The organism is Streptomyces sp. NPDC015139 (genome assembly GCF_043079785.1).
GTDB classification, from domain to species: domain Bacteria; phylum Actinomycetota; class Actinomycetes; order Streptomycetales; family Streptomycetaceae; genus Streptomyces; species Streptomyces albidocamelliae.
The window spans coordinates 317,139-343,473 of record NZ_JBIBUW010000007.1; the positions used below are offsets into that span (position 1 = coordinate 317,139).

The window sequence follows — 26,335 nt, forward strand, 5'->3', positions numbered from 1 at the left end:
CTCAACTCGGCCGTATGGACACGAGCTTCCCCCACACCACCATCCGGTACCGCGAGGTGAACTCGGGGGTGCAGGTGGTCAGGGTGATGTAGTGGCCGGGCTCGTGGTACCCGCGGCCGGGCCGCACGAGGGAGCGCGGCACGGGCCGGACGACCCCCGAATCCCGCGCCGTGGTCCGCGGCAGCACCTGGTCGACGTCGTACGTGTACATCGCCGACCGCGTCTCCACCTCCACGACGTCCCCGCGCCGCAGCCGGGGCAGGTACCGGAACGGCTCGCCATGGGTGTTCCGGTGCCCCGCGACCGCGAAGTTCCCGGCCTGCCCCGGCTGCTGGGTGCCGGGGTAGTGGCCGACGTACCCCTTGTTCAGGACGTCCGCCTTGCCGACGCCCTCGGCGACGGGGACGCGCAGGCCCAGCCGCGGGACCGTGAGGACGGCGTAGGCCTGGGACCGCCGGGGCAGGACGACGGGGGTGTACGGCCGCTGCCGCGCGGGCGCCCGTGAGGCGGACGCGGACGGGGAGGCCGTAGCGGAGCCGGGGCCCGGGCCGGAAACGGTGCCGCCGTCCGCTCCCGCGCCGGCGCTCGCGTCACCGGGGCCCTTCCGCCACTCCCGCTCCAGCGCCTCCACCTTCCGCTCGGCACCGCGCCGCGCCTCCCGGTTGGTCCACCACAGCTGGTGGACGACCAGCAACAGGAGCAGCACCCCGACGGTGACCAGCACCTCGCCCGCGCTCCACAGGGCCCGCCTGCGCCGGGCACGCCTGCGCCGGTCGCCGTGCCCCACGACCCGTACGCGCGGCGAACCCCGCATCAGCGCCACCTCCACCGGAGCCGCCCGCACGATAGGCGCACCGCGCCGAACTGGCCAGAGGGACGAGGGGACGCGGACGGGCGGACGCGAGAGGGGCCCGGGAGGCAGGCCCCGGCGGGCGGCCGGAGCGAGCCGACGAGGGGTGTACTCCCTCCTGTCACCGCTCGGCAGTACGGTGTCCCCCATGCGCCCCGACACGCCTGCCGAGAACGTCGACCACACCGCCGAGGCGGCACGCCTGGAGCGGACCGCCGGACTGTACCCCGAGGACGCGGAGGCCCTGCTCCTGCGGGCAGCGGCCCATCTGGAGCTGTCCGGCGACCGCCCCGCGGCCACCGCGCTCTACGACCGCCTGCTGTCGTCCGCCGACGCTCTGGCCGACCCCGCCCTGGTCCGCGCCCTGAAGGCCGCCAACCTGTGGGAGTACGGCCACGAGGCGGAGGCACGGGCGATCATCGACGGCATCCGGCTGACCGCCCCGCGCGACCCGGCCCCCTGGGTGATCGTCGCCGAGGCCCTGGAGTCGCACGACGAGTTGGAGGCGGCGGCGCAGACGTTCACGGAGGGAGCGCGGCTGCTGCTGGCGGACGTGGCGGAACCCCCGGTCGCGACCCACCCCCTCCTCTACGGCCGCCACCGCGTCCGCCGCATGCAGGGCCTGGAGCACGACGACTGGGACACGCTGGCGGACACCCTCCACTCGGCCCCGGTATCCCTGGACGAACTCCACGACCCGAAGCGCGTCTGGTCGCTGGGCTCGGAGAACCCAGTGGAACTGGCGGCGGAGATCACCCGCCTCCGCGCCGAACTGGGCGCCTACCGGCAGGCCCTGTCCCGCCCGTTCCCGGTGGCGATGCTGCACTGGCCGGCGGCGGAACTGGCGGAACTCCTGTCGGCGTACCCGACCCTCGCCACGGAGTACCCCTCCCACGAGGAGCACCTGTCGACCATAGAGTCGTCGCTGCGCGAGCTGTCCTCCTCGGGCACGGGGAACCTGGGCATCGTGACGGGCACGGTCCCGTCGTACGAGGCGTTCGCGGCATCGGAAAGCGCCTCCCCTACGGACCCCACGCTCCTCCCGCAGTACGCCACCACCCTCGCAGCCCGAGGCCGAGCGGTCTCCTGGCCCCCACAGAGGGGCACGGAGTGCTGGTGCGGGTCGGCTGAGGGGTATGAGGGGTGCCACGGGGGGTAGTGCCCTGGTGGGGCCGCCCGCTCGCGTCTCTTGCCTGGAGCACCTTCGAACGGGCTCCTAAGGCACCACCAGGCGGAGAGCCAGGCGGCCCCGAATCCCGCTGCAGACCCCGAGGGCTCTGGACCGGCCGCGGATTTCCCCACTGGCCCTTCGCTTGTCAGTAGCTGCTGTTAGAACTGATCCACATCGGCGCGCAAGGCGGTGGCGAGCGTCATGAGGGATCAGGGGGAGCAGTTGTGGCAGAACCGGTGGGGTTGCCGGAGCCGATCGCGGGTGTCTACGAGAAGCTGATCACCCGAGACGTACGCGACGAGCTGGAACGGTTCGAGGCAGCCGGCTGGAAAGCCGTTGACGCCGAGGTCAGTCCGGAATCATCCCCCCATGTCCTGGGCCGCTACATCGGTGACGCAGTCGGTCAGAAGCTGGCCGAGTTGCCGGCTGGGGAACGAGTCGAGTTCGCGAATCGGATCCTCGGAGCGCTGGCCTCCACCCACCCTTCAGAGTCGAACGACGCCGAAGCGTCCGGTTTCCTTCTCGAAGGCCCACGGCAACTGCTGGCTCTTGCGAGGCAGGAAGCTCCGGGCGTCTACGCTCTGCGCCCTCTGACGCCCCTCTCCGAGACGTCACTCCTCACCAACTCCCCCGAAGATCTGAGCCTGGGAGCCGAACTCCGGGCTGAGCTCGCCACGGCGGACCGTATCGATCTCCTCTGCGCCTTCGTGAAGTGGTACGGCATTCGCGTGCTGGAGGACTCACTGCGCGCCGCCAGGGAGAGAGGCGTGCCGATCCGTGTCATCACGACCACCTACATAGGCGCCACCGACCGTCATGCGCTCGACCGTCTGGTTCGTGATTTCGGTGCCACGGTCAAGGTCAACTACGAGACCCGTTCCACCCGGCTACACGCCAAGGCTTGGCTGTTCAGGCGCAGGACCGGTTTCGACACCGCTTACGTCGGTAGCTCCAATCTGTCGAAGGCGGCACTTCTCGACGGCCTGGAGTGGAACGTACGCCTCTCGTCCGTGGCGACGCCTGCGGTGCTGAGCAAGTTCGAGGCAACCTTCGAGGCGTACTGGAACGACACTGCCTTCGAGACATACGACCCTGACACCGACGGAGCACGGCTCGACGAAGCGCTCACCCAGGCGAGCGGAGCCAGCGCCGGCAGCGACCTGAGGATCAGTCTCTCCGGCCTCGAGGTGCGCCCGTTCCCTCATCAGCGCGACATGCTGGAGCGCCTTGCCGTCGAGCGGGAGCTTCGCGGGCGACGCCGGAATCTCCTGGTCGCGGCAACCGGAACGGGAAAGACCGTGATGGCTGCTCTGGACTATCGCAGTCTGTGCAACCAGTCGAGCGGTGATCGGCCGAGACTGCTGTTCGTGGCCCACCGCAAGGAGATCCTGAAGCAGTCTCTGCGTATGTACCGTGAGGTGCTGGACGATGCGTCGTTCGGTGAACTCCTGCATGCCGGCCAGGATCCACTCGAGTGGAACCACGTCTTCGCCAACGTTCAGTCGCTCAACGTTCAGCGCCTTGAGCAGTTGGCCCGCGACCACTTCGACATCATCGTCATCGACGAGTTCCACCACGCCACCGCGGCCACCTATCGACGGGTCATCGACCACTTCACGCCGACGGAGCTGCTCGGCCTGACGGCCACCCCCGAAAGGATGGACGGGCTCAACGTCCAGGACGAGTTCTTCGAGGGCCGGATCGCCGCGGAGATGCGACTCTGGGAAGCCCTGGACAACGACCTGCTGTGCCCCTTCCACTATTTCGGCATCCCCGACGGCACGGACCTGACGAACCTTGCTTGGCAGTAGGGCTCGTACGCGGATCAGGACCTGGGGAACCTTTACACGGGAAACCACGCCCGCGCCCGGATCGTGGTCAAGCAGGTCCGTGACAAGGTCTCCCGTCCGGGGACCATGCGCGCCCTGGGCTTCTGCGTAACCAAGGCGCACGCCCACTTCATGGCGGACTTCTTCCGGCAGGTCGGCTTCAACGCGGTGGCCCTCGACAGCGACTCGCCCGCCGGTGTTCGCGCGCAAGCCCTGTCAGACCTTCGGGATGGAAGACTCCAAGTGATCTTCTCCGTTGACTTGTTCAACGAAGGCCTTGACATCCCCGACGTCGACACCCTGCTCCTTCTTCGCCCCACGAACAGCGCCACCGTTTTCCTGCAGCAGTTGGGCAGAGGGCTGCGCCGGACCGAAACGAAGCCCGTTCTCACGGTGCTCGACTTCATCGGGCAGCACAGAGCCGAGTTCCGCTTCGAGGAACAGTTCCGCGCCCTGACCAATCTGTCGCGAAACCGCCTCCTCGATCACATCGAGCACGACTTCCCCCAACTGCCCTCTGGCTGCCAGATCATCCTGGAGGGCAAGTCGAAGAAGCTCGTCATCGAGAACATTCGCACCCAGGTGGGCGCCACCGTGAAGACGCTGGTGAAGGAGGTCACGGCCTACGGCACGCCACGCCTCGCCGATTACCTCCGGGAGAGCCGGCGGGAAATCAAGGAGCTGTACAAGAGCGAGAACAGCTGGACGACGGTTCTGCGCCGAGCCCACCTGATCGATGAACACGCCTCCGCGGGCGAGGCTGAGCTCCTGAAAAGAGTGCACGCGTTTCTCCACGTGGACGACCCGGAGCGCGCGGAGGCCTACCTCCGCCTCCTCCAAGACGACGCTCCGCCCTACGAACTGCTGCGGCCCGCCGACCAGTCGTACGCTCGCATGCTGTTCTTCAACCTGTGGGACAACGCGGGTGGCTTCAACAGTTTCCAGGAGGGCCTGGAGTCGCTGCGTTCCCAGCGTGTTCTCAGAGACGAACTACGTCAGGTGATTGCGCATGTCATCGAGCAGGCCGACCACATCCCCGTCCCTCTCTCCGGCCGTCTCAGCCAGGTGCCGTTGAAGGTCCACAGCTCCTACAACCGCTCAGAGATCCTGGCGGCCCTCGGCGTGGCTCGCTTCGGTGGGCAGATGCCCCGCTCCTTTGCGCAGGGCGTGCAGTGGGTCGAGGAACTGGAAACGGATGCCCTCCTCATCACGTTGGACAAGAACGAAAAGGACTTCTCCCCCACGATCCGGTACAAGGACTACGCGCTGAGCCCGAACCTCTTCCACTGGGAGTCCCAGAACGCGACAGCCGCCGACTCCCCCACCGGCCTGCGCTACCAGCGACACAAGGGTCGTGACAGCCGAGCCCTGCTGTTCATGCGGCACTACAAGAACACCGACATAGGCAAGTCCCAGCCATGGATGCTTCTCGGTCCGGCCACATACGAGGACCACACCGGCAGCAAACCGATGGCGATCACATGGCGCCTGAAGCACGAGCTGCCCGCCGACGTGTGGACGTACGCAGCCATCGCCGCGGGCTAGCACGGCTGGATCGATCTGCTCGGGCTGCCCACAGGGCCGCTGCTGCGGATCGGGGACGAGGCCGTCGTAGAGGTGGCCGGGCCGCGGAACCCCTGTGCGCAGATCGACGCCTCCCGGCGCGGGCTGATGAAGCAGGTCGTGGGGCGCGGGGTCGACGGGCGCGTGAGGTACGAGGCCGGCGTCATGGGGGTCCTTGCGGGGCCGGTTCGGCGGGGCTCGCCGCCCTGTCCGACGGCCGCGGCTGTTACTCACTTTCGGGTGAGGGGCGTCGCAGCGGCGGCCAGGACATGGTGTGCCGGCCTCCTTCGTTCCCCTTGTTCACGCGCTCTTCGCGATTGACGACGCGTCACCATTCGTCCGTTTAAGGGATGAATGTGCCGTACAGGCGAGAGTTGTGAATTTGTCCAAGGAATGTAACAGGCGCCGCGTGGCGCCCGGCGCCCGGCGCGTCCCGGACCCAGGGTGTGGCTGTGCGGCCGACCGGTCGCCACCCGTACACCGCACCCCTGGTCACGGTTCTGGGCCGTGGCCGGCGGGGTGTGCACGACCCTGCAAAGGGGGACCTCGTGTCCGTTTCTGTTTCTGTGATCGCGCGCCGTGTGGCCGCCGGCGCTGCCGCGGCGGCCGCCCTCGTGGGCGCGGCGGCGCTGCCGACGTCGGCCGCCGACCACGACCACGGCCGCTCGTTCGGCGAGCACGTGGTCATCAGTGACGTGCAGTACCGCTCCCCGGGTCGCGACGACCGCTCCAACCTCGTCCTGAACCGCGAGTGGGTGCAGCTCACCAACCAGGACCGCCGCGCCGTGAACCTCGACGGCTGGACCCTGTCGACCGACAACGGCCGGATCTACACCTTCCGTCACTACCGCCTGGACGGCCGCTCGACCGTCCGCGTCCACACCGGCATCGGCCGGGACAGCGGCAACGACCTGTACCAGGACCGCCGCCGGGACGTCCTGGACGACCGCAGCGGCACCGCCACCCTGCGCAACGACCGTGGGCGGTACGTCGACTCCGTCTCCTGGGGCCACGACGACCGCGGCCACCGGGGCGACGACCGCTGGGGCCACGACAACCGCGACCACGACCGCTGGGGCAACGACAACCGCGACCACGACCGCTGGGGCAACGACCGCCGCGACCACGACGGCCGGGGCCACGACAACCGTGACCACCGCGGGGACAACCGCGACCACCGCGGCGACAACCGTGACCACCGCGACGGCGACCGCCGGGGTCCGGGCCACGACGGCCGTCGGCACGGCGGCCACCGCTGAGCCTCACCGCCCGACGCGCCGGTGATCACTGACCCGGCACATCTCTTCCCCTGGCCCGACGGCGTGCCGGTCATCCTCCCGACCGGTACGCCGTCGGCCTGTGCGCCCCGGGGAGAAGGCCTGAGCCGCGAGTGCTACGCCGTCGCCGCGAGGTCCGCGCGGCCGAACAGGAGGGCGAAGCCCGGCGGGAGTTGGGCCAGGACGCGAGTCGTCAGGGGCTCGCCGATCCGGTCCGCCAGCACGCTCAGGACCGAACCGGCGTCCCAGCGGGCCGTCGCCGGGGTCGAGCCCTCGAGCCGCGTCGCCACCGACTCGACGAACTCGCGGGCCGACACGGCGTGCGCGGCCGGGATCTGGGACACCATCACCTGGGCCGCCTCACGCGGCAGGGCCTGCGCCAGCGCCACCCGCTCGTCACCGGTGACGTGGGCGCCCAGGGCGCGGAGGACGACGCGGGTGACGCGTTCGGCCTCCGCTCTCGTCGCGTACTGGCCCGCCTCGCGCACCGCATCCGCCAGCTTCACCCAGCCGGCGCCCTCGGGCGTCTCGTGGGCCGCGGGGCGCAGGGACGCGGACGGGGCGGGAATGGTCGCTCTCGGCTGCGGGGTCGTCACGGTCATCGTGGTGGCTCCTCCTCGGGGCACGTCGGGACACCGCAAGCCCGGTACCCCGTAAGGCGGTGGTCATGGGCGGGAGTTCGGCCAATGCGCGGCATGTGGCGCGATGCGGCCTGTGTGGCGAAAAACGGCACACTGGAGGGACCTGGACCCGGGTCCGGCCGGTCCGGTGTCCGCGCGTTAGCCTCGGGGCAGACCTCGGGGATGATTCAGGGACACAGGAGGCAGTCATGGCCAGGGTTCCCAGTGCGGTCGTCGCCGCGACCGGGCTCGTCGGCGGTTACGGCGTCGCCCGCTGGACGAAGAAGCGGCAGCTGGGCGGGGTCGTCCTGGCCGTCGCCGGCGCCACCGCCGCCCAGCAGTGGCGCGCGCGGGCCGGCGGGAAGGCGGCGGGCGCGCTGACCGCCGCGTACGTCGCCGGGTTCGCCGGTTCCCATCCGCTGGCGAAGAAGGTCGGGGCCTGGCCGTCCGTCCTCGGTGTCGCCGGCGCCGTGGCCCTGGCCTCCTGGGCCGTCGCCGACCGCAAGGCCTGAGCGCCGGGCGACCGCCCCCGGCTACGGCTATGGCTCCGGCTATGGCTCCGGCTCCGGCGCCTACGGCACCCTCTCCCCCGCCCGGAACGCCCTCCGGTACGCCTGCGGGCTCGTCCCCACCACCCTCCGGAACCGTTCCCGGAAGGCCGTCGGGGAGCCGAAACCCGCCTGCCCTGCGATGCGTTCCACCGAGTACGGGGTCGTCTCCAGCAGGTACTGGGCCCGTCGTACCCGCGCCCGGTGCAGCCACTGCAGCGGTGTCGTGCCGGTCTGCTCCCGGAAGCGGCGGTTGAGGGTACGGCTGCTCATGCCCGCCTGCGCCGCGATCTCGTCCAGCGTCAGATCGCGGTCGCAGTGGTCCTCCAGCCAGTGCAGCAGGGGCTCCAGGGTCGCGCCGGCCGGCGCCGGGGGCAGGTCGTGCACGATGAACTGGGCCTGCCCGCCCTCCCGTTCCAGCGGCATCACCGACATGCGGGCCGCGTGCGCGGCGACCGCGGAGCCGAAGTCCCGGCGGATCATGTGCAGGCACATGTCCATCGCCGCCGCGGCGCCCGCCGAGGTCAGGAACTGGCCGTTGTCGACGTAGAGGACGTTCGGGTCGACGGTCACCGCCGGGTGGCGCTCGGCCAGGTCCGGGGCGGCGATCCAGTGGGTCGTGGCGCGCAGGCCGTCCAGCAGACCCGTCGCCGCGAAGAGGAACGCGCCCACGCAGATCGAGGCGATACGGGTGCCGCGGGCCGCCGCCGCGCGGAGCGCCTCCGCGACGCCGGGCGGCAGCGTCCCGGGCGGTTCGGCGACCCCGGGCAGGATGATCGTGTCGGCGTCGGCAAGCGCGTCGAGGCCGTACGGCGCCCGGACCGTGAAGGCGCCCGCGCTCACCTCCTCCCGCACCGAGCAGACCCGCACCCGGTACGGCGCCCTGCCGTCGGGCAGCCGCGCCCAGCCGAAGGTGTCGATGGGAGCGGAGAGGTCGAACGGGATGACCCCGTCCAGCGCCAGTACGGCCACGGTGTGCATGGCGGGATCGTAGGCCTACGACGGATTGTCGCCAACAGCGCCCTCCGGGGGGCGACTGCGCGCGGTCCTGGAAGGGTGACTGGCGGGAATCCGGCGGAGCCTGGCACTTTCGCCACTTCTCGAAGATCGTCCCGCGCCCTAGCGTCACCGCCGTGACCAAGTTCCTCCTCGCCGTGCACGTCCTCGCCGCGATCGTCGCCGTCGGCCCCGTGACCGTCGCCGCGAGCATGTTCCCGCCCGCCGCGCGCCGGGTCCTCGCCACGCCGCCACCCGGCCACTCCGGTACCGCCCTCACGGACGACACCGCCCTCGCCGACGGCACCGATGCCGGCGACGATCCCGCCGGGACGCTGCGGCTGCTGTACCGGATCTGCCGGGTGTACGCCGTCGTCGGGGTCGTCGTACCCGTCTTCGGGTTCGCCACCGCGAGCCGGATGGGTGTGCTCGGCGACGCCTGGCTGATCACCTCGATCGCGCTGACCGCCCTCGCGGCCGTCGTCCTCGCCGCGCTCGTGCTTCCCGCCCAGACCGCGCTCGTCGAGGGCGGCGGTACGGTCCGGCACACCGCGCGACTCGCCATGTACACCGGGGTGTTCAACCTGCTGTGGGCCACCGTGACGATCCTGATGATCGTCCGGCCGGGCTCCACGACCGGCGCGTGACGGCCTGGGAACGGAGCGGGCCCCGACCCCCGGGTGTCGCTGCCCGGGGATCGGGGCCGTCCGGCACCCGCACCGGCCGTTACGGCCGGCTCGCCGCCGGTGGGGCCGTCGGGCCCTGCGTGCCCGGTGAACGCCGGGACGGCCGGGCGTTCTTCGTCGCCTCCTTGGCCCGGCCCGCCACGGCCGTCAGCGGGCGGGCGATGTCCTCGAGGGAGCGGCGCTCGGCCTTCACCGCGAGGAACGCCGCGACCAGACCGGCCAGGCACATCAGGGTCGCGCCGATCGAGAAGGCGAGGACGGTGTCACCGACCTTGCCCGTGCTCGTGAGGTCGGCGAACAGCAGCGGGCCGCTGATACCGCCGGCCGCCGTACCGAGGGCGTAGAAGAAGGCGATCGACATCGCCCGCGTCTCCATCGGGAAGATCTCCGACACCGTCAGGTACGCGCTGGACGCACCCGCCGACGCGAAGAACAGCACCGCGCACCAGCAGGCCGTCAGCGTGCCCGCGCTCAGCGAGCCGCGGTCGAACAGCCAGGCCGTGCCGAACAGCAGCAGACCGGAGAGCAGGTACGTGCCGGAGATCATCACCCGGCGGCCGACCGTGTCGAACAGCTTGCCCAGCAGCAGCGGACCGCAGAAGTTGCCGACCGCGATCACCGCGAAGTAGTAGCCGGTGTGGTCGGACGGCACGTCGAAGAACTTGGTCAGGATCGCGCCGAAGCCGAAGGTGATCGCGTTGTACAGGAACGCCTGGCCGATGAAGAGGGAGAAGCCGAGCACCGCGCGCTTGCGGTACTGGCCGAACACCGTGCGGGCGATCTCCAGGAAGGTGACGTTCTTGCGCTGGTGGATCTCCAGCTCACCCTGCGGCTCGGGCAGCGCCGCGCCCTTCTCCTCCCGCACCTGCCGTTCGATGCCGGAGACGATCTCCTCCGCCTCCCGGTCCCGGCCGTGGATGAGCAGCCAGCGCGGACTCTCGGGGACGTGCCGTCGTACGAGCAGGATGACCAGGGCCAGGACCGCGCCGAGGGCGAAGGTCAGGCGCCAGCCGACGTTCGCCGCCAGCAGGCCGGTGTTGAGCGCGACGATCGAGAGCAGGGAGCCGCCGACCGCGCCCAGCCAGAAGCTGCCGTTGATGATCAGGTCGACCCGGCCGCGGTAGTTCGCGGGGATCAGCTCGTCGATCGCGGAGTTGATCGCCGCGTACTCGCCGCCGATGCCGAAACCGGTCAGGAAGCGGAACAGGAAGAACCACCAGGCTTCCCAGGACACGGCCGTCAGGGCGGTGGCCGCCAGATACACCGCCAGGGTGATCATGAAGAGCTTCTTGCGGCCGAAGCGGTCGGTCAGACGGCCCCAGAACAGGGCGCCCACGCAGGCACCCGCCACGTAGAGCGCCGCGGCGACACCGGTGATCTGCCCGGAGGAGATCGCCAGACCGCTGCCCGGCTCGGCCAGCCGGCTCGCGATGTTGCCGACGACCGTGACTTCCAGGCCGTCCAGGATCCATACGGTGCCCAGGCCGATCACGATCGTCCAGTGCCAGCGGGACCAGGGCAGGCGGTCGAGCCGGGCGGGAATGTTCGTGGTGATGCTCCGGCCGGACGCGGCCTCAGCTGTGCTCATGGGCTCCCTTCCTCCTCGAAGGACGGATACCGGGTGCCCGGCCCCTGCCGATATAGGCCGCCCGGGCCTCCGGCGGCGGCACGGGCGGTACGGCGACGCGAGCGGTACGGCGGCATGAGCGATACGACAGCACTGGCGGTACGGCGACGGGCGGTACGGCGGCACGAGCGGTACCGCGGCCCAGGGACCCGCCAGCCGCAGCCTTCGGGGCCGGAGCCCGCCGCGGCCCCCGTCGGCCAAGTCGACGACTCACTCCGGCCGAGAAACCCGCGCGGTCGGCGGGCCACCCGGGCGGACGGGTCCAGCAAGCCAGTGGGTCGGGCGGGCCGGCGAGGCGGGCAGACCGGCGAGGCGGGCAGGTCAGTGGCCCAGGAGCCGGCCGGCCGGGGCGAGCCGACAAGCGGAGCGAGCCATTGGCGGGGCAAGCCACCAGACCGGGCAAGCCACCAGGCCAGGCAAGCCACCAGACCGTACCCCCCTCCAAGTGCGCACCCGGAGCCGAGCTCACCACCCCGCCGCGCCCCCGGCAGGGCTCACGCTCCCAGCGCCCGTGACACCACGTAGATCAGCAAGCCCGCCAGCGATCCCACCACCGTGCCGTTGATGCGGATGAACTGGAGGTCGCGGCCGATGTGGGCCTCGATCTTGCGGGTGGTGTGCTCCGCGTCCCAGCCCGCCACCGTGTCCGTGATCAGCGAGGTGATCTCCTTGCGGTACGTCGTCACGACGTGCACCGCCGCACCCTCCACCCAGCTGTCGACCTTCCCCTGCACCTTCGGCTCGGTCGCCATCCGCCGGCCCAGCGACAGCAGCGCGGCTCGCACCCGCAGCCGCAGCTCGCTGCGCTCGTCGTCGGCCGCCGCCACGATCATCGACCGCACGGCCGTCCACGCCGACGCGATCAGGTCCTGCACCTCGCCGCGGCCCAGCACCTCCCCCTTCAGCCGCTCCACCCGCGCCCGGGTGTCCGTGTCGGACTGCAGGTCGGAGGCGAAGTCGGTGAGGAACCGGTCCAGCGCGCCCCGCGCAGGATGCGACGGCATGTCCCGCATCTCGGTCACGAACCGCAGCAGCTCCTTGTAGACCCGCTCGCCGACCTTCTTGTCGACGAACCGCGGGGTCCAGCCGGGCGCGCCGCCCTCCACCGCGACCATCACGTCACCGCGGTGCAGCACCAGCCAGTCGTGGGCGCGGGCCACCACCAGGTCCACCACCCGCTTGTGACCACCGTCGGCGACGACCTTCTCCAGCATCTTCCCGATGCCCGGCGCGATCTCCTGCGCGTTCGCCCGCCGGGTGATCGCCTCCCCGACGACCGCCTGCACATCGGAGTCCCGCAGCACCGTCAGCGCGCCCCGCAGGGCCGTCGCCAGCTCGGCCGTCACCCGGTCCGCGTGCTCCGGCTCCGCCAGCCACGCGCCCAGCCGGCTGCCGATGCCGACCGCGCGCAGCCGCTGCCGCACGACGGCCTCCGACAGGAAGTTCTCCCCCACGAACTCACCCAGCGAGACGCCCAGCTGGTCCTTCTTCGTGGGGATGATCGCGGTGTGCGGGATGGGCAGGCCCAGCGGATGCCGGAACAGCGCCGTGACCGCGAACCAGTCCGCCAGCGCACCCACCATGCCCGCCTCGGCGGCGGCGGCCACATAGCCCGCCCACGCCCCGGCGCCCTCGTGCTCGGCCAGCTTCGCGAGGACGTAGACCAGCGCCACGAACAGCAGCATCCCGGTCGCCGTGAGTTTCATGCGCCGCACACCGGCCCGGCGCTCCTCGTCCGCGGGGGTGAACGCCGTCATGGTCCGGTACGACGCCGCCGCCCCCGGCGCGGCAGGCGCACCCTCCGGTGCCCGCGCTCCCCGTGTTCCCGTCTCCGTAGGTTCCATCAGCTCCACCCGCTCGGTGATCCCGCACACAATTGTCCCTTCCTGACCGACTCCCGGAACGAAACAGGAGTTCCCGGCGTCTCTCGGGAAGGGGATTTTGGGCAGGGCCCTGTCAGACCGGCCCGGCCCATGACGCATCATGGATTCATCGGATCGGAGCCTCGGGCTCCCATCTATCAAGGAGAACAACGCAAGCGTGACCAAGCGTCATGAGGGGGGCGCGGGGCCCGCCGCGGAGCAGCCGGAAGCCGCCGTCCCCGCCCGACACGGTGTGATCCTGGGCGCGCTCGTCGCCCTCGTCGTCGCACTGTCCACCGTCATCTACCTCACCGTCGCCGCCGACGACGGCACCCCCGGCAGCGCCCTCGCCGGCAACCGCACCCACCGCGACTCCGCCGCCGCCCCCGCCTCCACCGGCACCTGGGTCGGCTCCTGGGCCGCCGCACCCGTGGGCGGCGAACCCGGCACCGAGGGCACCGGCCTGGCGGGCCGTTCCGTCCGCAACGTCGTGCACGCCGACGCCGGAGGTACGGGAGCCCGGATCACCCTGTCCAATCTCTACGGACAGTCCCCGCTGACCATCAGCCACGCCTCGCTCGCCCTCGCGGCCGGCGACGGAACCGCCGCGGCCGCCGCGGAAACGATGCGCCGCCTGACCTTCAACGGCAGCGCCGGTGTCGTCATACCCGCCGGCGGACAGATCGTCAGCGACGCCGTGCGCATCGCCGTTCCGCACGGCGGCGACCTCCTGGTCACCACCTACTCCCCCACCGCGTCCGGCCCGGTCACCTACCACCCGCACGCCCGGCAGATCTCCTACGTGGCCGACGGTGACCGCACCGAGGACCCCACCGCCGCCCCGTACACCCAACAGACCCCGTACTGGCGCTATCTGACGGCCGTGGACGTCCTCAGCAACGAGGCCGAGGGCACCGTCGTCGTCTTCGGCGACTCCATCACCGACGGCGTCACCTCGACCATCGGCGCCAACCGCCGCTGGCCCGACGTCCTCGCCGGACGGCTGCGCACCGCGCTCGGCGGCGGACGCCAACTCCCGCGCTACAGCGTCGTCAACGAGGGCATCAGCGGCAACCAGGTCCTCGCCGACGGCTTCGGCCGGCCCGCGGAGAACCAGAGCGGACTGGGCCGCTTCGGCCGCGACGCGCTCTCCCGCACCAACGTCAAGGTCGTCGTCGTCGACCTCGGGATCAACGACATCCTGCGCAACCCCCGGCTCGCCGACCCCGACCGCATCACCGCCGGCCTGCGCACCCTCGTCCGCCAGGCACACGCACGCGGCCTCAAGGTCGTCGGCGCCACCCTGATGCCCTTCGAGGGCCACCGCGGCTTCACCACGGCCCGGGAGGCGGTACGGCAGCAGGTCAACGCGCAGATCCGGGCAGGCGGGGTGTACGACGCCGTCGTCGACTTCGACAAGGCCCTGCGCGACCCCTACGCCCCCCACCGTCTGCTCCCCGTGTACGACTCCGGCGACCATCTGCACCCCAGCGACCTGGGCTTCGCCAAGATGGCCGAGACGTTCGACCTGTACGCGCTCAGGGGCGCGGGCCAGGCGGAGCTGTAGCCGACGGGGGCGGGGCGGGCGGCGCCGGGCACGGGCGGCCAGGAATACTGGCCGCATGACCCGCCTGATCCTCGCCACCCGAAACGCCGGAAAGATCACCGAGCTGAGGGCGATCCTCGCCGACGCCGGGCTCCCCCACGAACTGGTCGGCGCCGACGCCTTCCCCGAGATCCCCGACGTCAAGGAGACCGGTGTCACCTTCGCCGAGAACGCCCTGCTGAAGGCTCACGCCCTGGCGCGGGCGACCGGTCTTCCCGCCGTCGCCGACGACTCCGGTCTCTGCGTGGACGTCCTGGGCGGCGCCCCCGGCATCTTCTCCGCCCGCTGGGCCGGCCGGCACGGCGACGACAAGGCCAACCTCGACCTGCTCCTCGCCCAGCTCTCCGACATCGCGGAGGAACACCGGGCCGCGCACTTCGCCTGCGCCGCCGCGCTCGCCCTGCCGGACGGCACGGAACGGGTGGTCGAGGGCCGGCTGCGGGGCTCCCTGCGGCACGCTCCGGCCGGCACGAACGGCTTCGGCTACGACCCGGTCCTCCAGCCGGAGGGCGAGACCCGCACCTGCGCCGAGCTGAGCCCCGCCGAGAAGAACGCGATCAGCCACCGCGGCAAGGCGTTCCGCGCCCTGGTACCGGCGGTCCGGGAACTGCTGGTCTGAGACCACAGAGAGGGCCCCGCACCTTTGATTCAAAGGTGCGGGGCCCCATTCTCCTGTGGGCCCGGTGGGACTCGAACCCACGACACACCGGACCTAAACCGGCGCCCTCTTGCCAGCTGGGGTACGGGCCCTCAGCCGTGCCTACTCTACTTGTCGCGGCGAACCGCCCGACGCCCTCCTCGGCACCAGGCGGCGCTGATCGCACGGCAGTTGGGACAGGGGGCTGCGGGCCTCAGATGCCGAGGTCCTTGATGATCTTGGCTACGTGGCCTGTCGCGCGGACGTTGTAGAGGGCGCGTTCCACCCTGCCCTGCTCGTCGACGACGATCGTGGAGCGGATCACGCCCATGTACGTCTTGCCGTAGTTCTTCTTCTCGCCGTAGGCGCCGTAGGCCTCGGTGGCCTTCTTGTCCGGGTCGGCGAGGAGGGTGACCTTGAGGGACTCCTTCTCGCGGAATTTCGCCAGCTTCTCCGGGGCATCCGGGGAGATACCGATGACGTCGTAGCCGGCGCCCGCGAGGACGTCGAGGTTGTCGGTGAAGTCGCAGGCCTGCTTGGTGCAGCCGGGAGTGAGGGCGGCGGGGTAGAAGTAGACGATGACCTTGCGGCCCTGGTGGTCCGACAGGGAGACCTCGTTGCCGTCGGCGTCGGGGAGGGTGAAGGCGGGGGCCACGTCCCCCGGCTGGAGTCGCTCGCTCATCGGGCCAGCGTAACCGGGGGGCCTTGCGATGCGGCGCGGGGATGAGCTGACAGACTGTTCGGAACAGCATCAGAAGACTTCGGAGGCCGTACGGTGGCGGACACGTCGGACACGAGAACACCGGCGCAGATCGAGGCGGACATCAGGCGCCGCCGCGAAGTGCTGGCCGAGACGCTCGACGAGATCGGGATGCGGGTGCATCCGAAGACGATCGTCGGGGATGCCAGGGCCAAGGTCGCCGCCAACATCGATCACACGGTCGGGCGGGCCTATGTGCAGGTCAATCGGGTGGTGAGCGAGGTCAGGGCGCAGTTCGTCGACGAGGACGGGGCAGCCAGACTGGAGCGGGTCGTGCCGGTGGCGCTGCTCGCCGTCGGGGTCGTGGGGCTGCTCGCTCTGGGCGCCCGGCGGCGCAAGGGCTGACCCGGCCCGATACGGACGTGTCGAAGGCAGGTAGGTTCGAGGCGTGAGCGCCAACAGAAACCAGCAGAGCACCCCCCACCACGACAAGCTGCCGATCCGGATGCTGCACGACCGGGTCCTGGTCAAGCAGGAGACCGGTGAGGGCGAGCGGCGGTCGGGCGGGGGCATTCTGATTCCCGCGACCGCTGCGGTCGGGCGGCGGCTGGCGTGGGCCGAGGTCGTCGCGGTCGGCCAGAACGTGCGCACCGTGGAGCCGGGCGACCGGGTCCTGTTCGACCCGGAGGACCGGGCCGAGGTGGAGGTGCGGGGCGTGGCGTACGTGCTCATGCGGGAGCGTGATCTGCACGCCGTGGCCGCGGACCGTTTCGAGGGGTCGGAGGACTCCACGGGGCTGTATCTCTGAGCCACCTCGATCCTCGATCCTCCCTGTCCCACCTCTGATTCGACGGCGGAGGGGGCCGGTGACCGCGGTCACCGGCCCCCTCCGCCGTTCTTTTGCTATGTTCGAAAGCGAGCCCGACGAGACGCGCCGTACCGGGTCGAAGGCAAAGACGACGCACCGGAGGAAGAGTCGTCGCCCGTCTCGGAGGTGCCTGTCATGGCCTGGGTTCTGCTTGTCGTCGCCGGTCTGCTGGAAGTCGGCTGGTCGATCGGGATGAAGTACACCGACGGATTCACCCGGCCGCTGCCCAGTGTGCTCACCGGTGCGGGGATCGTCGCGAGCATGGTGCTGCTGTCGTACGCCGCGAGGTCGCTGCCCATCGGTACCGCCTACGGCGTGTGGGTGGGCATCGGGGCGGCCGGGGCGGCGGTGCTCGGCATGGTGTTGCTGGGTGAGCCGGTCACCGCCGCCCGGGTGTTCTTCGTGTGTCTGCTGCTGGTCGCCGTGGTGGGGCTGAAGGCGACCGGCGGTCACTGACGTCTCAGCCTCGGCCCAGGGGGGCTCACGGCCGCCGGGCGGTCAGTGGCTGGCCGCCCGTGCCGGTCGTGGTGCCGCCGCCGGTGGTCCCGCCCCCGTCGGTTCCGCCGCCGGGGGTGCCGCCACCGGTCGTGGTGCCCCCGCCGGTGGTGTCGCCGCCCGTGGTGGTGCCGCCGGTCGCCGTGTCCCCGCCGGTGGTGTCGCCGCCCGTGGTCGTTCCTCCGTCGGTGGTCGTGCCGCCGTCGGTGGTGGTTCCTCCGTCGGTGGTCGGGCCGCCGTCGGTGGGGGTGCCGGTGGTGCCGCCGTCGGTCGGGGTGGCGGTCGCGCCGCCGTCGTCCTGGCCGCCGTCGGTGGTGCCGCCGTCGTCCTGGCCGCCCGTGCCGGGCGTGGCGGAGCCGGTGGCGCTGGGCTCCTCGGTCCTGTCGGCTCCCGGTTCCAGCCGGAGGTCGAACTCGGCGGCCGGCTTGCCCTTCAGCGCCTCGCCCGTGTACTGGGCCCAGATCTGGGTGGGCGGGCCACCGCCGTTCATACGGGCCTGGCCGAGGGCGCCGTACAGCGGCCGGTGCTTGGCGGTCACCGGGTCCTGACCCATGACGGAGACGACCGTGGCCAGGTCCGGGGTGTAGCCGGCGAACCAGGCGGCGGTGTCCTCCTCCGCGGTACCGGTCTTGCCGGCCGCCGGGCGGCCCGCGGCCTGGGCGGCGGTGGCGGTGCCGCTGTCGACCACGCTCTGCAGGATGGAGGTGGTGGTGTCGGCGGCCTCGCGGCTCACGGCCTGCTCGACGGGCTCCTCGGGCAGCTTGACGACGTCGCTGCCGTCCTTGGTGATCTTCTCGATCATGGTGTACGTGCCGTGCTTGCCGTGGTTGGCGAGCGTCGCGTACGCCTCCGTCATGTCCAGGACGCTGGCGTTGGCGGTGCCGAGGGCGATGGACGGGTACGGCTGGAGGTCCGGGGTGCCGGCGGGGATGCCGAGGTCGACCGCGGTCTGCTTGACCTTGGCGGGGCCGACGTCGACGGCCATCTGCGCGTACACGGAGTTCACCGACAGGTCGGTGGCCTTGCGGACGGTGATGTCGCCGTACGACTTCTCGTCCTCGTTGGAGGGGGCGTAGCCGCCGCCGGTCCAGCCCTCGACGGGGCGCCGGCTGGTGCCGTCGTAGACGGTGTTGGGGGTGATCGTGCGGCCGTCCTGGGTGGTGGAGCCGTTCTCCACCGCGGAGGTGAACACGAACGGCTTGAAGGTGGAGCCGACCTGGAAGTCACCGCGGGTCGCGCCGTTGGTGTACTGCTTCACGTAGTCGATGCCGCCGTACATCGCGACGACCTTGCCGGTCCTGGGGTCGATGGAGGCGCCGCCGGCCCGGACGTAGCTGTCGACCTTGCGGTTCTTCTTGTCCAGCTTGGACATCAGCTGGTCGTCGACCGCCTTGACGAAGGCGTTCTGCTTTTTCCGCTGGATGGTCGTGGTGATGCGGTAGCCGCCGGCCTCGAGCTGGTCGGCGTCGATGATGTCGTTCTTGACCAGGTAGTGCTTGATCGCGTCGACGAGGTAGCCGCGCTGGCCGGACAGGCCGGTGGAGACGGTCTGCTCCTTGGGCATGGGGAACTTCAGGCCGGTGCGCTCGGACTCCTTGAGCCAGCCCTTCTTGACCATGCCGTCGAGGACGTAGTTCCAGCGGGCGACGGCCGCCCTCTTGTTCTCGGGGTGGGCGACGACGTCGTACTCGCTGGGCGCGTTGACGAGCGCGGCGAGGTAGGCGGCGCGGGCCGGGTCGAGGTCCTGGGCGTCCATGCCGTAGTAGGCCTGGGCGGCGGCCTGGATGCCGTAGGCGTTGCGGCCGAAGAAGCTGGTGTTCAGGTAGCCCTCGAGGATCTCGTCCTTGGACTTCTGGCGGTCCAGCTTGATCGAGATGAAGAACTCCTTGGCCTTGCGGGTGACCGTCTGTTCCTGGGCCAGGTAGTAGTTCTTCACGTACTGCTGGGTGATCGTGGAGCCGGACTGCTTGCCCTTGCCGGTCGCGGTGTTCCAGCCGGCGCGGAGCATCGCCTTGAGGTCGACGGCGGACTCGGTGTAGAAGTCGCGGTCCTCGGCGGCCAGGACGGCGTGCTGGGCGGGCTTGGAGATCTGGGCGAGGTTGACGTTCTCGCGGTTGACGTCGCCGTCGCGGGCGAGCTGGGAGCCGTCCGAGTAGAGGAAGACGTTGCTCTGCTTGGTCGCGATGGCGTTGGCCGGCGGGATCTTGACGAGGGAGTAGCCGAGGAAGAACAGGCCGATGATCAGGAGGACGCCGATCACGAAGGTGCCGAGCACCATGCGCCAGGTGGGCAGGATCCGCCGCCAGCCGGTGCGCTTGGGGCGCTTGCCCTTCTTGCCCTTGCCCGCGGGGGCGGGGCCGTCCGGCGTGGCGGCGCCGGTGGCGGTCTGCCGCGGGTCGTCGGCCTGCGTGGCCGGGTGGGCCGCCGTGGTCTCCGGGCCGCCGCGTCCGGCCGCGCCGACGGCGCCGGCCGGGGAGCCCTGGGCCGTACCGGCGGCGCGGGCGGCACGAGCGGCGCGGGCGGCGCCCACGCCGCCGGCGGCCGCGGTTCCGGCGGCCGCGGCCTCGCCTGCGGCACCGGCGGCCTTGCTGAGACCGGCCGCGCCCAGGGCGCCGGCGCCGGCGGCGCCCGCGGCCTGGGCGGCACGGTTCGCGCCGCCCTGACGGGGCGCGGGCGGCCGGGGCGTGCGGCCGGTGCTGTTCTGCGCGTCGGCGGCCCCCTTGGCGGGAGCGTCCGGCTCGCCGGTGCGCGGTGCGTTGACGCGTCGGAGGATCTGGGTGCTCTCGGGCGCCCGGTCCTCGCCGCCGCCCGAGGCTGCCGCGCCCGCCGTGCCGCTCGGCGCCGACTGCGTGGAGCCGGACGGCGAGGACGACGTCTCGGGCCGGCGGGGCGGCGTGACACGGCGGAGCACCTGCGTGCTGTCGGCCGGCTGGGACGCCTCCGCGTCGACCGGCCCCTGCTGCTTGCCGACGGCGGGCCGCTTCGGGGCGGCGCCGGCGCCCTGTCCAATGGTGGCTCCGCCGGTCGCGGACCCGCCCCGGGCAGCCGAAGCCGCACCGGACGCCGAGCCCTTGCCCGTCGCCGAGCCGCCACGGGACGCCGAGGCACCACCGGAAGCGGCAGTCCCGCCGGACGCCGGTGCGTCACCGGGTGTCGTGGAGCCGCCGGACGCCGAGCCCTTGCCCGAGCCCGAGCCGCCACGGGACGCCGAAGCACCCCCGGATGCGGCACTCCCGCCGGACGCCCCCGCACCCGGAGCCGCCTGGCCGCCGGACGTCGGTGCGTCACCGGGTGCCGTGGAGCCGCCGGAGGCCGCCGCGCCGTTCGAACCCTCCCGGGAGGCCTCGCGGGCTCGGGCGATGGAGTTCGTCCGGTCCTGGGCCGTGCCGGAGCGCGGGCCGTCACCCGGACGGGTGCGCTCGGTGTCACCCCCGCGGGCAGCGGCCCGGCTCGTCCCCTTCTCCCCCTCGGCGGCCTTCTCCTCGCGGCCCCCCGGGCTTCCGGGCCCTTCAGCCGGCAGCGGCTTTTCCGGCGCCCCGCCTTCGTTCGGCTGCTGCGGCTGCGGCTCGTCGCTCATCTCGTGCACGGACTCCTGTTTCGCGTCGTACGTTTCCCGTACGCCTCGTACGCCTTCTGCGCCCCCTGTTTGAAGACTCTCGCACCTGGCGTTCCGTTCCCGAATTCCGGCACGCTTCGGCCACGGAAATGCGTGGCCGGGTGTCGGGCCTCCGGACTAGGCTCCTGCGCTTCGGTGTCGAGCTGTCCAGGGAGGTCGACTGACGTGGGCGCGGGACGGTTGTACGGGGCCGTCGCGGCGGGGGGATTCAGACGGTACGCGACCTATCGGGCGGCCACCGCGGCAGGGGTGTTCACGAACACGGTCTTCGGGCTGATCCTCGTCTACACCTATCGCGCGCTGTGGGACGAGCGTCCGCACCTCGGCGGGTACGACCAGGCGCAGGCCGTGACCTACGTGTGGCTGGGGCAGGCGTTGCTGTCGACCCTCGCGATCGGTGGCGGCGGTGTGGAGAGCGAGCTGATGGACCGCATCCGTACGGGGGACGTGGCGATCGACCTGTACCGGCCCGCCGATCTGCAGCTGTGGTGGCTGGCCGCCGATCTCGGGCGGTCGTTCTTCCAGCTGCTGGGGCGGGGGGCGGTGCCGTTCGTGTTCGGGGCGCTGTGCTTCCCGGTGTATCTGCCGTCGGACGCCGGTACCTGGCTGGCCTTCCTCGTGGCGGTGCTGCTGGCGATGCTGGTCGGCTTCGGCATCCGGTACTTGGTGGCGCTGAGCGCGTTCTGGCTGCTGGACGGCACGGGGGTGGGGCAGATGGCGTGGCTCGCGGGGTATTTCTGCTCGGGGATGCTGCTGCCGCTCAACGTGTTCCCGGGCGCGCTCGGGGATGTCGTGCGGGTGCTGCCCTGGTCGTCGCTGCTGCAGGCGCCGGCGGACGTGCTGCTGGGGCACGCGGATCCGCTGGCGACCTATCTGTTCCAGGGGGCGTGGGCGGTGGTGCTGCTGGGTGCCGGGCGGCTGGTGCAGTCGGCGGCGACGCGGCGGGTGGTGGTGCAGGGTGGGTGAGCGCGGCCGGGTGCTGGAGGGGGCGCGGGCGTACCGGCTGATCGCGACGATGTGGGTGCGGTCCACGATGGCCTACCGCCTCTCCTTCGCGATGACCACGTTCGGGAACTTCGCGGCGACGTTCTTCGACTTCGTCGCGATCATGCTGATGTTCTCGCGGGTGGACGCGCTGGGCGGCTGGTCGCTGCCGGAGGTGGCGTTCCTGTACGGGCTGTCGGCGACCTCGTTCGGGCTGGCGGACCTGCTGATCGGGTCGATGGAGCGGCTGGGGCGGCGGGTGCGCGACGGAACGCTGGACGCGCTGCTGGTGCGGCCGGTGCCGGTGCTGGCGCAGGTGGCGGCGGACCAGTTCGCGCTGCGGCGCCTCGGCCGGGTGACGCAGGGGCTGCTGGTGCTGGGCTGGTCGGTGTCCGGGCTGGACGTGGTGTGGACCCTGCCGAAGCTGCTGCTGATGCCGGTGATCGTGGCGAGCGGCTGCGGGATCTTCTGCGCGGTGTTCGTGGCGGGGGCGGCCTTCCAGTTCCTCGCGCAGGACGCCTCGGAGGTGCAGAACGCCTTCACGTACGGCGGTACGACGCTGTTGCAGTATCCGCCGTCGGTGTTCGCGAAGGAGCTGGTGCGCGGGGTGACGTTCCTGCTGCCGCTGGCCTTCGTCAACTGGCTGCCCGCGGCCTATGTGCTGGGGCGGCCGTATCCGCTGGGGCTGCCGCGGTGGGTGGCGTTCGTCTCGCCGCTGGTGGCGGTGGGGGCCTGCGCGCTGGCGGGGCTGGCCTGGCGGGCGGGACTTCGTTCGTATCGGAGCGCGGGGAGTTAACGGATGACGGACGGCGACTTCACGGGAGCGGGGCGGGGCCTCGCCGGGTCCGGGGACGGTTTCATCGCGCTGGAGGGCGTGGAGAAGGTCTTCGAGGTGCGCAGGAAGGCCGGGTTCCTCCGGCGGGAGCGGCGCGAGGTGCGGGCGGTGGACTCGCTCTCGTTCACGGTGGGGCGTGGGGAGATGGTCGGCTACATCGGGCCGAACGGTGCCGGGAAGTCGACGACGATCAAGATGCTGACCGGGATCCTGACGCCGAGCGGGGGGCGGCTGCGGGTGGCGGGGGTCGATCCGTCGCGGGACCGCAGGCGGCTGGCGCACCGGATCGGGGTGGTGTTCGGGCAGCGGACGACCCTGTGGTGGGACCTGCCGCTGATCGACTCGTACCGGCTGGCGCATCGCATGTACCGCATCCCGGACGCCCGTTACCGGGAGAACCTGGACCGGCTGGTGGAACTGCTGCAGCTGGGGGCGCTGTTGGACGTTCCGGTGCGGCAGCTGTCGCTGGGGCAGCGGATGCGCGGGGACATCGCGGCGGCGCTGCTGCATGATCCGGAGGTGCTGTACCTGGACGAGCCGACGATCGGCCTGGACGTGGTGTCGAAGGCGAAGGTGCGGGGGTTTCTGCGGGAGTTGAACACCGAGCGCGGTACGACGGTGCTGCTGACCACGCACGATCTGCAGGACATCGAGCAGTTGTGCTCACGGGTGATGGTGATCGACCACGGGCGGCTGATGTACGACGGTCCGCTGGCGGGGCTGCACGAGGCCGGGGAGAGCGAGCGGACGCTGGTGGTGGACCTGGAGCGGGAACTGCCGCCGGTGGAGGTGGCGTCGGCGCGGGTGGTGCGGGTGGAGGGACCGCGGCAGTGGCTGGCGTTCCCGGCGGGGCGGTCGGCGGCGCCGCTCGTGGCGGAGCTGGCGGCCCGGTATCCGCTGGTGGACCTCTCGGTGCGGGAGCCGGACATCGAGGCCGTCATCGCGAAGATGTACGCGGAGAAGGCGGTCTCGTAGGCTGCTGCCATGACCGACGACGCAGTCCCGGATCTCCGGGCGTCCGACGCCGACCGTGAGCGGGTCACCGAGGTCCTGCGGGACGCTCTGGCCGAGGGCCGGCTCGACATGGAGGAGTTCGAGGAGCGGCTGGAGGCGGCGTACAAGGCGCGTACGTACGGCGAGCTGACGCCGCTGACCCGTGATCTGCCCGCCGCCGGTGCGGCGGTGCCCGCTCCCGTCTCGTTCACCAAGGCACCGGCGGAGCAGGGCGGTTGGGCGGGGCGGATCGTCGGGGGCGGGGGCACCTCGACGGGCGGGTTCGCGGTCATGTCGGGGTTCGAGCGCAAGGGCCGCTGGACGATGCCCAAGCGGTTCAACGCCTTCGTCCTCATGGGCGGCGGCGAGATCGACCTCCGGGAGGCGGACTTCGCGGACCGCGAGGTCGAGATCAACGTCGTGGCCGTCATGGGCGGGGTGCAGGTCGTCGTGCCGCCGGGCGTCGAGGTCGTGGTGCGCGGCGTCGGGGTGATGGGGGCGTTCGAGCATCCCCGTGACGACGGGCCGCCCGAGCCGGGCGCGCCTCGGGTCGTCATCGGCGGTCTGGCGTTCTGGGGCGGGGTCGGGGTGGAGCGGAAGGTCACCCGGGCCGAGCGGCAGCGGCTGAAGGAGCAGCGCCGCCAGGAGCGGCTGGAGCGCAGGGAGTCCCGGCACGAGCTGCACCGGGCGCGCCGCGAGGAGCGGTACGAGGAGCGGGAGCGGCGCCGGGACGACCGGTACTGACGGTTCGCCGAGCGGCCGCGGGCCGGTTCGCGGCCGGTCGCGTGGTTCTCCGCGCCCCGTCGGGGCGCGGAGACGGGCCCGCTACGAGGTGCAGACCTTGGTGAGTTCGCCGGCCGCGTCCGTGACGGGGCTGACGTCGGGGGTGTTGTCACCGTTCTTGATCGACGCGCGGACGTTCGCGACGGCCTTGTTCAGGTCGTCGACGGCCTTGTTGACGTCGGCGTTGTCGGTCTTGTCGCCGATCTTGTCGAGGTTCTTGTCGATGGCGGCGAGGGAGGCGTCGACCTGTGTGGGGTCGTCGGAGGCGTTCTCCACGGCCTGCTGGAGGTCGGTGACGCTGTCCGCGATGGAGTCGGCGGTCTGCACGCAGTCCAGGGCCTTGTTCACGGCGTCGCAGCCGGTGGTGAGGCCGGCGGTGAGCGCGGCGGCGGCCACGGTGGCGGCGATGGTGGTGACGCCACGGCGTCGACGGCGGCTGGCGGCCATGGTGATGGGTCCCTCCCCTGGTACGGCTGGCCGGGCGCACGGTGGTGGGCCGTGCACCCGTACCCGTAGGACGCCGGGAAGGGGCGCCTGGTTGCCCGCGAGTACAGGCTGTCTTGGCCGTCCCTTTACTCGGGGGCGGGGTGACCGCTACGCGCCGAGGGTGGTTTCCAGGGCGGCCCGCTGGAGGGCGGTGAGTTCGGTGCAGCCGGCGACGGCGAGGTCGAGCAGGGCATTGAGTTCGGTGCGGTCGAAGGGCTGGGCCTCGGCGGTGCCCTGGACCTCGACGAAGCGGCCGTCGCCGGTGCAGACGACGTTCATGTCGGTCTCGGCGCGCACGTCTTCCTCGTAGCAGAGGTCGAGCAGGGGCACGCCGCCGACGATGCCGACGGAGACGGCGCCGACGGTGCCGGTCAGCGGCTGCCGGCCGGCCCTGATCAGCTTCTTGCCCTGCGCCCAGGCGACGGCGTCGGCGAGGGCGACGTAGGCGCCGGTGATGGCGGCGGTGCGGGTGCCGCCGTCGGCCTGGAGGACGTCGCAGTCGAGGACGATGGTGTTCTCGCCGAGCGCCTTGTAGTCGATGACGGCGCGCAGGGACCGGCCGATGAGCCGGGAGATCTCGTGCGTACGGCCGCCGATCCTGCCCTTGACGGACTCGCGGTCGCCGCGGGTGTTGGTGGAGCGGGGCAGCATGGCGTACTCGGCGGTGACCCAGCCCTCGCCGCTGCCCTTGCGCCAGCGCGGGACGCCCTCGGTGACGGAGGCGGTGCAGAACACCTTGGTGTCGCCGAAGGAGACGAGGACGGAGCCCTCGGCGTGCTTGCTCCAACCGCGTTCGATGGTGACCGGGCGGAGCTGTTCGGGGGTACGGCCGTCGATGCGAGACATGGCGACGAGCCTAGCCGTACGGACGCAAGGGGCTCCTCCCGCGTCGGGAAGAGCCCCTTGAGGGTGAACCGTGGGGTTCACATCATGTCTTCGATCTCCGCGGCGATCGGGTCGGCGTCGGTGCCGATGACGACCTGGATGGCGGCACCCATCTTCACGACACCGTGGGCGCCGGCGGCCTTCAGGGCGGCCTCGTCGACCAGCGAGGGGTCGGACACCTCGGTGCGCAGCCGGGTGATGCAGCCCTCGATCTCCTCGATGTTGTCGATCCCGCCGAGTCCGGCGACGATCTTCTCAGCCTTGCTGGCCATGTTGCTTCTCCCTGATCCGAACCGCTTTGTCGCAGTAACCCACAGTTGGCCCATCTTCGCGAGCGGTCATGCCGTCCGTGCCGAATGATGGCGATCACGACAGCGGAACCGTCCGCCAACTGGTCTACACCACCGTGGGGACGGTC

General features: G+C 71.5%; 23 protein-coding genes, 1 tRNA gene, 1 pseudogene and 1 riboswitch. Of the genes and pseudogenes, 14 read left to right on the forward strand and 11 right to left on the reverse strand.

The window, feature by feature from the left end; all coding sequences use genetic code 11:
• Position 1: 1 nt before the first annotated feature.
• Positions 2 to 814 (reverse strand): class E sortase, encoded by an 813-nt coding sequence (locus tag ACF08B_RS21385; protein ID WP_392318798.1) that lies wholly within the window; start codon positions 812 to 814, stop codon positions 2 to 4.
• Between the two features lie 184 nt (positions 815 to 998).
• On the opposite strand from ACF08B_RS21385, the gene ACF08B_RS21390 reads away from it, so the two are divergent.
• The 3 genes and pseudogenes from ACF08B_RS21390 (at position 999) to ACF08B_RS21400 (ending at position 6,672) form a co-directional block, all read left to right on the forward strand.
• Complete coding sequence (locus tag ACF08B_RS21390; RefSeq protein WP_392318799.1) at positions 999 to 2,009, forward strand: hypothetical protein; 1,011 nt, start codon at positions 999 to 1,001, stop codon at positions 2,007 to 2,009.
• A 236-nt stretch (positions 2,010 to 2,245) separates the two neighbouring features.
• Positions 2,246 to 5,395, forward strand: a pseudogene (locus ACF08B_RS21395) (DUF3427 domain-containing protein).
• A gap of 566 nt (positions 5,396 to 5,961) precedes the next feature.
• The gene (locus tag ACF08B_RS21400) at positions 5,962 to 6,672 is read left to right on the forward strand and encodes a lamin tail domain-containing protein (protein WP_392318800.1); all 711 of its coding nucleotides are present in this window, start codon (positions 5,962 to 5,964) and stop codon (positions 6,670 to 6,672) included.
• A gap of 134 nt (positions 6,673 to 6,806) precedes the next feature.
• Here the strand turns inward: ACF08B_RS21400 and ACF08B_RS21405 are convergent, their stop codons facing one another.
• Positions 6,807 to 7,292: a DUF2267 domain-containing protein gene (locus ACF08B_RS21405; protein WP_392318801.1), complete on the reverse strand. Its 486-nt coding sequence runs from the start codon at positions 7,290 to 7,292 to the stop codon at positions 6,807 to 6,809.
• Positions 7,293 to 7,519: 227 nt separating this feature from the next.
• On the opposite strand from ACF08B_RS21405, the gene ACF08B_RS21410 reads away from it, so the two are divergent.
• The gene (locus ACF08B_RS21410) at positions 7,520 to 7,822 is read left to right on the forward strand and encodes a hypothetical protein (RefSeq protein ID WP_093477380.1); all 303 of its coding nucleotides are present in this window, start codon (positions 7,520 to 7,522) and stop codon (positions 7,820 to 7,822) included.
• Between the two features lie 60 nt (positions 7,823 to 7,882).
• Here ACF08B_RS21410 and ACF08B_RS21415 read toward each other — a convergent pair whose 3' ends face one another.
• Positions 7,883 to 8,839 (reverse strand): GlxA family transcriptional regulator, encoded by a 957-nt coding sequence (locus ACF08B_RS21415; protein ID WP_392318802.1) that lies wholly within the window; start codon positions 8,837 to 8,839, stop codon positions 7,883 to 7,885.
• 152 nt (positions 8,840 to 8,991) lie between these two features.
• On the opposite strand from ACF08B_RS21415, the gene ACF08B_RS21420 reads away from it, so the two are divergent.
• Entirely contained in the window at positions 8,992 to 9,501 is a 510-nt protein-coding gene (locus ACF08B_RS21420) for a hypothetical protein (protein WP_392318803.1), read from the forward strand.
• 79 nt (positions 9,502 to 9,580) lie between these two features.
• Here the strand turns inward: ACF08B_RS21420 and ACF08B_RS21425 are convergent, their stop codons facing one another.
• Entirely contained in the window at positions 9,581 to 11,128 is a 1,548-nt protein-coding gene (locus ACF08B_RS21425; protein WP_392318804.1) for an MFS transporter, read from the reverse strand.
• 533 nt (positions 11,129 to 11,661) lie between these two features.
• Positions 11,662 to 13,041, reverse strand: a complete 1,380-nt coding sequence (locus tag ACF08B_RS21430) for a DUF445 domain-containing protein (protein ID WP_392318805.1) — start codon at positions 13,039 to 13,041, stop codon at positions 11,662 to 11,664.
• 166 nt (positions 13,042 to 13,207) lie between these two features.
• Between ACF08B_RS21430 and ACF08B_RS21435 the strand changes: the two genes are divergently transcribed.
• Together ACF08B_RS21435 and rdgB are read left to right on the forward strand one after the other, a co-directional pair.
• Positions 13,208 to 14,596, forward strand: coding sequence for an SGNH/GDSL hydrolase family protein (locus ACF08B_RS21435; protein WP_392318806.1), 1,389 nt, complete (start codon positions 13,208 to 13,210; stop codon positions 14,594 to 14,596).
• A 55-nt stretch (positions 14,597 to 14,651) separates the two neighbouring features.
• Positions 14,652 to 15,254, forward strand: a complete 603-nt coding sequence (gene rdgB, locus ACF08B_RS21440) for an RdgB/HAM1 family non-canonical purine NTP pyrophosphatase (protein ID WP_392318807.1) — start codon at positions 14,652 to 14,654, stop codon at positions 15,252 to 15,254.
• A gap of 56 nt (positions 15,255 to 15,310) precedes the next feature.
• On the opposite strand, the gene ACF08B_RS21445 is transcribed toward rdgB, so the two are convergent.
• Both ACF08B_RS21445 and bcp read right to left on the reverse strand, forming a co-directional pair.
• Positions 15,311 to 15,385, reverse strand: a tRNA-Leu gene (locus tag ACF08B_RS21445).
• A 101-nt stretch (positions 15,386 to 15,486) separates the two neighbouring features.
• Positions 15,487 to 15,954, reverse strand: coding sequence for a thioredoxin-dependent thiol peroxidase (gene bcp, locus ACF08B_RS21450; protein WP_392318808.1), 468 nt, complete (start codon positions 15,952 to 15,954; stop codon positions 15,487 to 15,489).
• Positions 15,955 to 16,047: 93 nt separating this feature from the next.
• Here bcp and ACF08B_RS21455 point away from each other — a divergent pair, with 93 nt between their 5' ends.
• From ACF08B_RS21455 to ACF08B_RS21465, 3 genes are all read left to right on the forward strand, one after another.
• Positions 16,048 to 16,377: a DUF3618 domain-containing protein gene (locus ACF08B_RS21455; protein ID WP_392318809.1), complete on the forward strand. Its 330-nt coding sequence runs from the start codon at positions 16,048 to 16,050 to the stop codon at positions 16,375 to 16,377.
• 100 nt (positions 16,378 to 16,477) lie between these two features.
• Positions 16,478 to 16,780, forward strand: coding sequence for a co-chaperone GroES (locus tag ACF08B_RS21460; RefSeq protein WP_143638545.1), 303 nt, complete (start codon positions 16,478 to 16,480; stop codon positions 16,778 to 16,780).
• An 89-nt stretch (positions 16,781 to 16,869) separates the two neighbouring features.
• Positions 16,870 to 16,938: riboswitch (guanidine-III (ykkC-III) riboswitch) on the forward strand.
• Between the two features lie 37 nt (positions 16,939 to 16,975).
• Positions 16,976 to 17,296: a DMT family transporter gene (locus ACF08B_RS21465; protein ID WP_392318810.1), complete on the forward strand. Its 321-nt coding sequence runs from the start codon at positions 16,976 to 16,978 to the stop codon at positions 17,294 to 17,296.
• 25 nt (positions 17,297 to 17,321) lie between these two features.
• Here ACF08B_RS21465 and ACF08B_RS21470 read toward each other — a convergent pair whose 3' ends face one another.
• On the reverse strand, positions 17,322 to 20,246 hold the full coding sequence (locus ACF08B_RS21470) for a transglycosylase domain-containing protein (RefSeq protein WP_392318918.1): 2,925 nt from the start codon (positions 20,244 to 20,246) through the stop codon (positions 17,322 to 17,324).
• An 870-nt stretch (positions 20,247 to 21,116) separates the two neighbouring features.
• Here ACF08B_RS21470 and ACF08B_RS21475 point away from each other — a divergent pair.
• Genes ACF08B_RS21475 through ACF08B_RS21490 form a run of 4 tightly spaced genes read left to right on the forward strand, consistent with a single transcriptional unit; the run spans position 21,117 to position 24,507 of the window.
• Positions 21,117 to 21,917: an ABC transporter permease gene (locus ACF08B_RS21475; protein WP_392318811.1), complete on the forward strand. Its 801-nt coding sequence runs from the start codon at positions 21,117 to 21,119 to the stop codon at positions 21,915 to 21,917.
• A gap of 49 nt (positions 21,918 to 21,966) precedes the next feature.
• Entirely contained in the window at positions 21,967 to 22,731 is a 765-nt protein-coding gene (locus ACF08B_RS21480; protein ID WP_392318919.1) for an ABC transporter permease, read from the forward strand.
• 3 nt (positions 22,732 to 22,734) lie between these two features.
• Positions 22,735 to 23,745: an ATP-binding cassette domain-containing protein gene (locus ACF08B_RS21485; RefSeq protein ID WP_392318812.1), complete on the forward strand. Its 1,011-nt coding sequence runs from the start codon at positions 22,735 to 22,737 to the stop codon at positions 23,743 to 23,745.
• A 9-nt stretch (positions 23,746 to 23,754) separates the two neighbouring features.
• On the forward strand, positions 23,755 to 24,507 hold the full coding sequence (locus ACF08B_RS21490; RefSeq protein WP_392318813.1) for a DUF1707 domain-containing protein: 753 nt from the start codon (positions 23,755 to 23,757) through the stop codon (positions 24,505 to 24,507).
• Positions 24,508 to 24,588: 81 nt separating this feature from the next.
• On the opposite strand, the gene ACF08B_RS21495 is transcribed toward ACF08B_RS21490, so the two are convergent.
• From ACF08B_RS21495 to ACF08B_RS21505, 3 genes are all read right to left on the reverse strand, one after another.
• The gene (locus ACF08B_RS21495) at positions 24,589 to 24,993 is read right to left on the reverse strand and encodes a hypothetical protein (RefSeq protein WP_392318814.1); all 405 of its coding nucleotides are present in this window, start codon (positions 24,991 to 24,993) and stop codon (positions 24,589 to 24,591) included.
• 147 nt (positions 24,994 to 25,140) lie between these two features.
• Complete coding sequence (gene rph / locus ACF08B_RS21500; protein WP_392318815.1) at positions 25,141 to 25,878, reverse strand: ribonuclease PH; 738 nt, start codon at positions 25,876 to 25,878, stop codon at positions 25,141 to 25,143.
• 77 nt (positions 25,879 to 25,955) lie between these two features.
• Entirely contained in the window at positions 25,956 to 26,189 is a 234-nt protein-coding gene (locus ACF08B_RS21505) for a glucose PTS transporter subunit EIIB (RefSeq protein ID WP_093477362.1), read from the reverse strand.
• Positions 26,190 to 26,335: the final 146 nt, after the last annotated feature.

Coding starts and splice junctions, on each gene's coding strand:
- ACF08B_RS21385 (WP_392318798.1), bottom strand. CDS start 814: ATGCGGGGTTCGCCGCGCGTACGGGTCGTGGGGCACGGCGACCGGCGC.
- ACF08B_RS21390 (WP_392318799.1), top strand. CDS start 999: ATGCGCCCCGACACGCCTGCCGAGAACGTCGACCACACCGCCGAGGCG.
- ACF08B_RS21405 (WP_392318801.1), bottom strand. CDS start 7,292: ATGACCGTGACGACCCCGCAGCCGAGAGCGACCATTCCCGCCCCGTCC.
- ACF08B_RS21410 (WP_093477380.1), top strand. CDS start 7,520: ATGGCCAGGGTTCCCAGTGCGGTCGTCGCCGCGACCGGGCTCGTCGGC.
- ACF08B_RS21415 (WP_392318802.1), bottom strand. CDS start 8,839: ATGCACACCGTGGCCGTACTGGCGCTGGACGGGGTCATCCCGTTCGAC.
- ACF08B_RS21425 (WP_392318804.1), bottom strand. CDS start 11,128: ATGAGCACAGCTGAGGCCGCGTCCGGCCGGAGCATCACCACGAACATT.
- rdgB (WP_392318807.1), top strand. CDS start 14,652: ATGACCCGCCTGATCCTCGCCACCCGAAACGCCGGAAAGATCACCGAG.
- bcp (WP_392318808.1), bottom strand. CDS start 15,954: ATGAGCGAGCGACTCCAGCCGGGGGACGTGGCCCCCGCCTTCACCCTC.
- ACF08B_RS21460 (WP_143638545.1), top strand. CDS start 16,478: ATGCTGCACGACCGGGTCCTGGTCAAGCAGGAGACCGGTGAGGGCGAG.
- ACF08B_RS21465 (WP_392318810.1), top strand. CDS start 16,976: ATGGCCTGGGTTCTGCTTGTCGTCGCCGGTCTGCTGGAAGTCGGCTGG.
- ACF08B_RS21480 (WP_392318919.1), top strand. CDS start 21,967: ATGTGGGTGCGGTCCACGATGGCCTACCGCCTCTCCTTCGCGATGACC.
- ACF08B_RS21485 (WP_392318812.1), top strand. CDS start 22,735: ATGACGGACGGCGACTTCACGGGAGCGGGGCGGGGCCTCGCCGGGTCC.
- ACF08B_RS21490 (WP_392318813.1), top strand. CDS start 23,755: ATGACCGACGACGCAGTCCCGGATCTCCGGGCGTCCGACGCCGACCGT.
- ACF08B_RS21495 (WP_392318814.1), bottom strand. CDS start 24,993: ATGGCCGCCAGCCGCCGTCGACGCCGTGGCGTCACCACCATCGCCGCC.
- rph (WP_392318815.1), bottom strand. CDS start 25,878: ATGTCTCGCATCGACGGCCGTACCCCCGAACAGCTCCGCCCGGTCACC.
- ACF08B_RS21505 (WP_093477362.1), bottom strand. CDS start 26,189: ATGGCCAGCAAGGCTGAGAAGATCGTCGCCGGACTCGGCGGGATCGAC.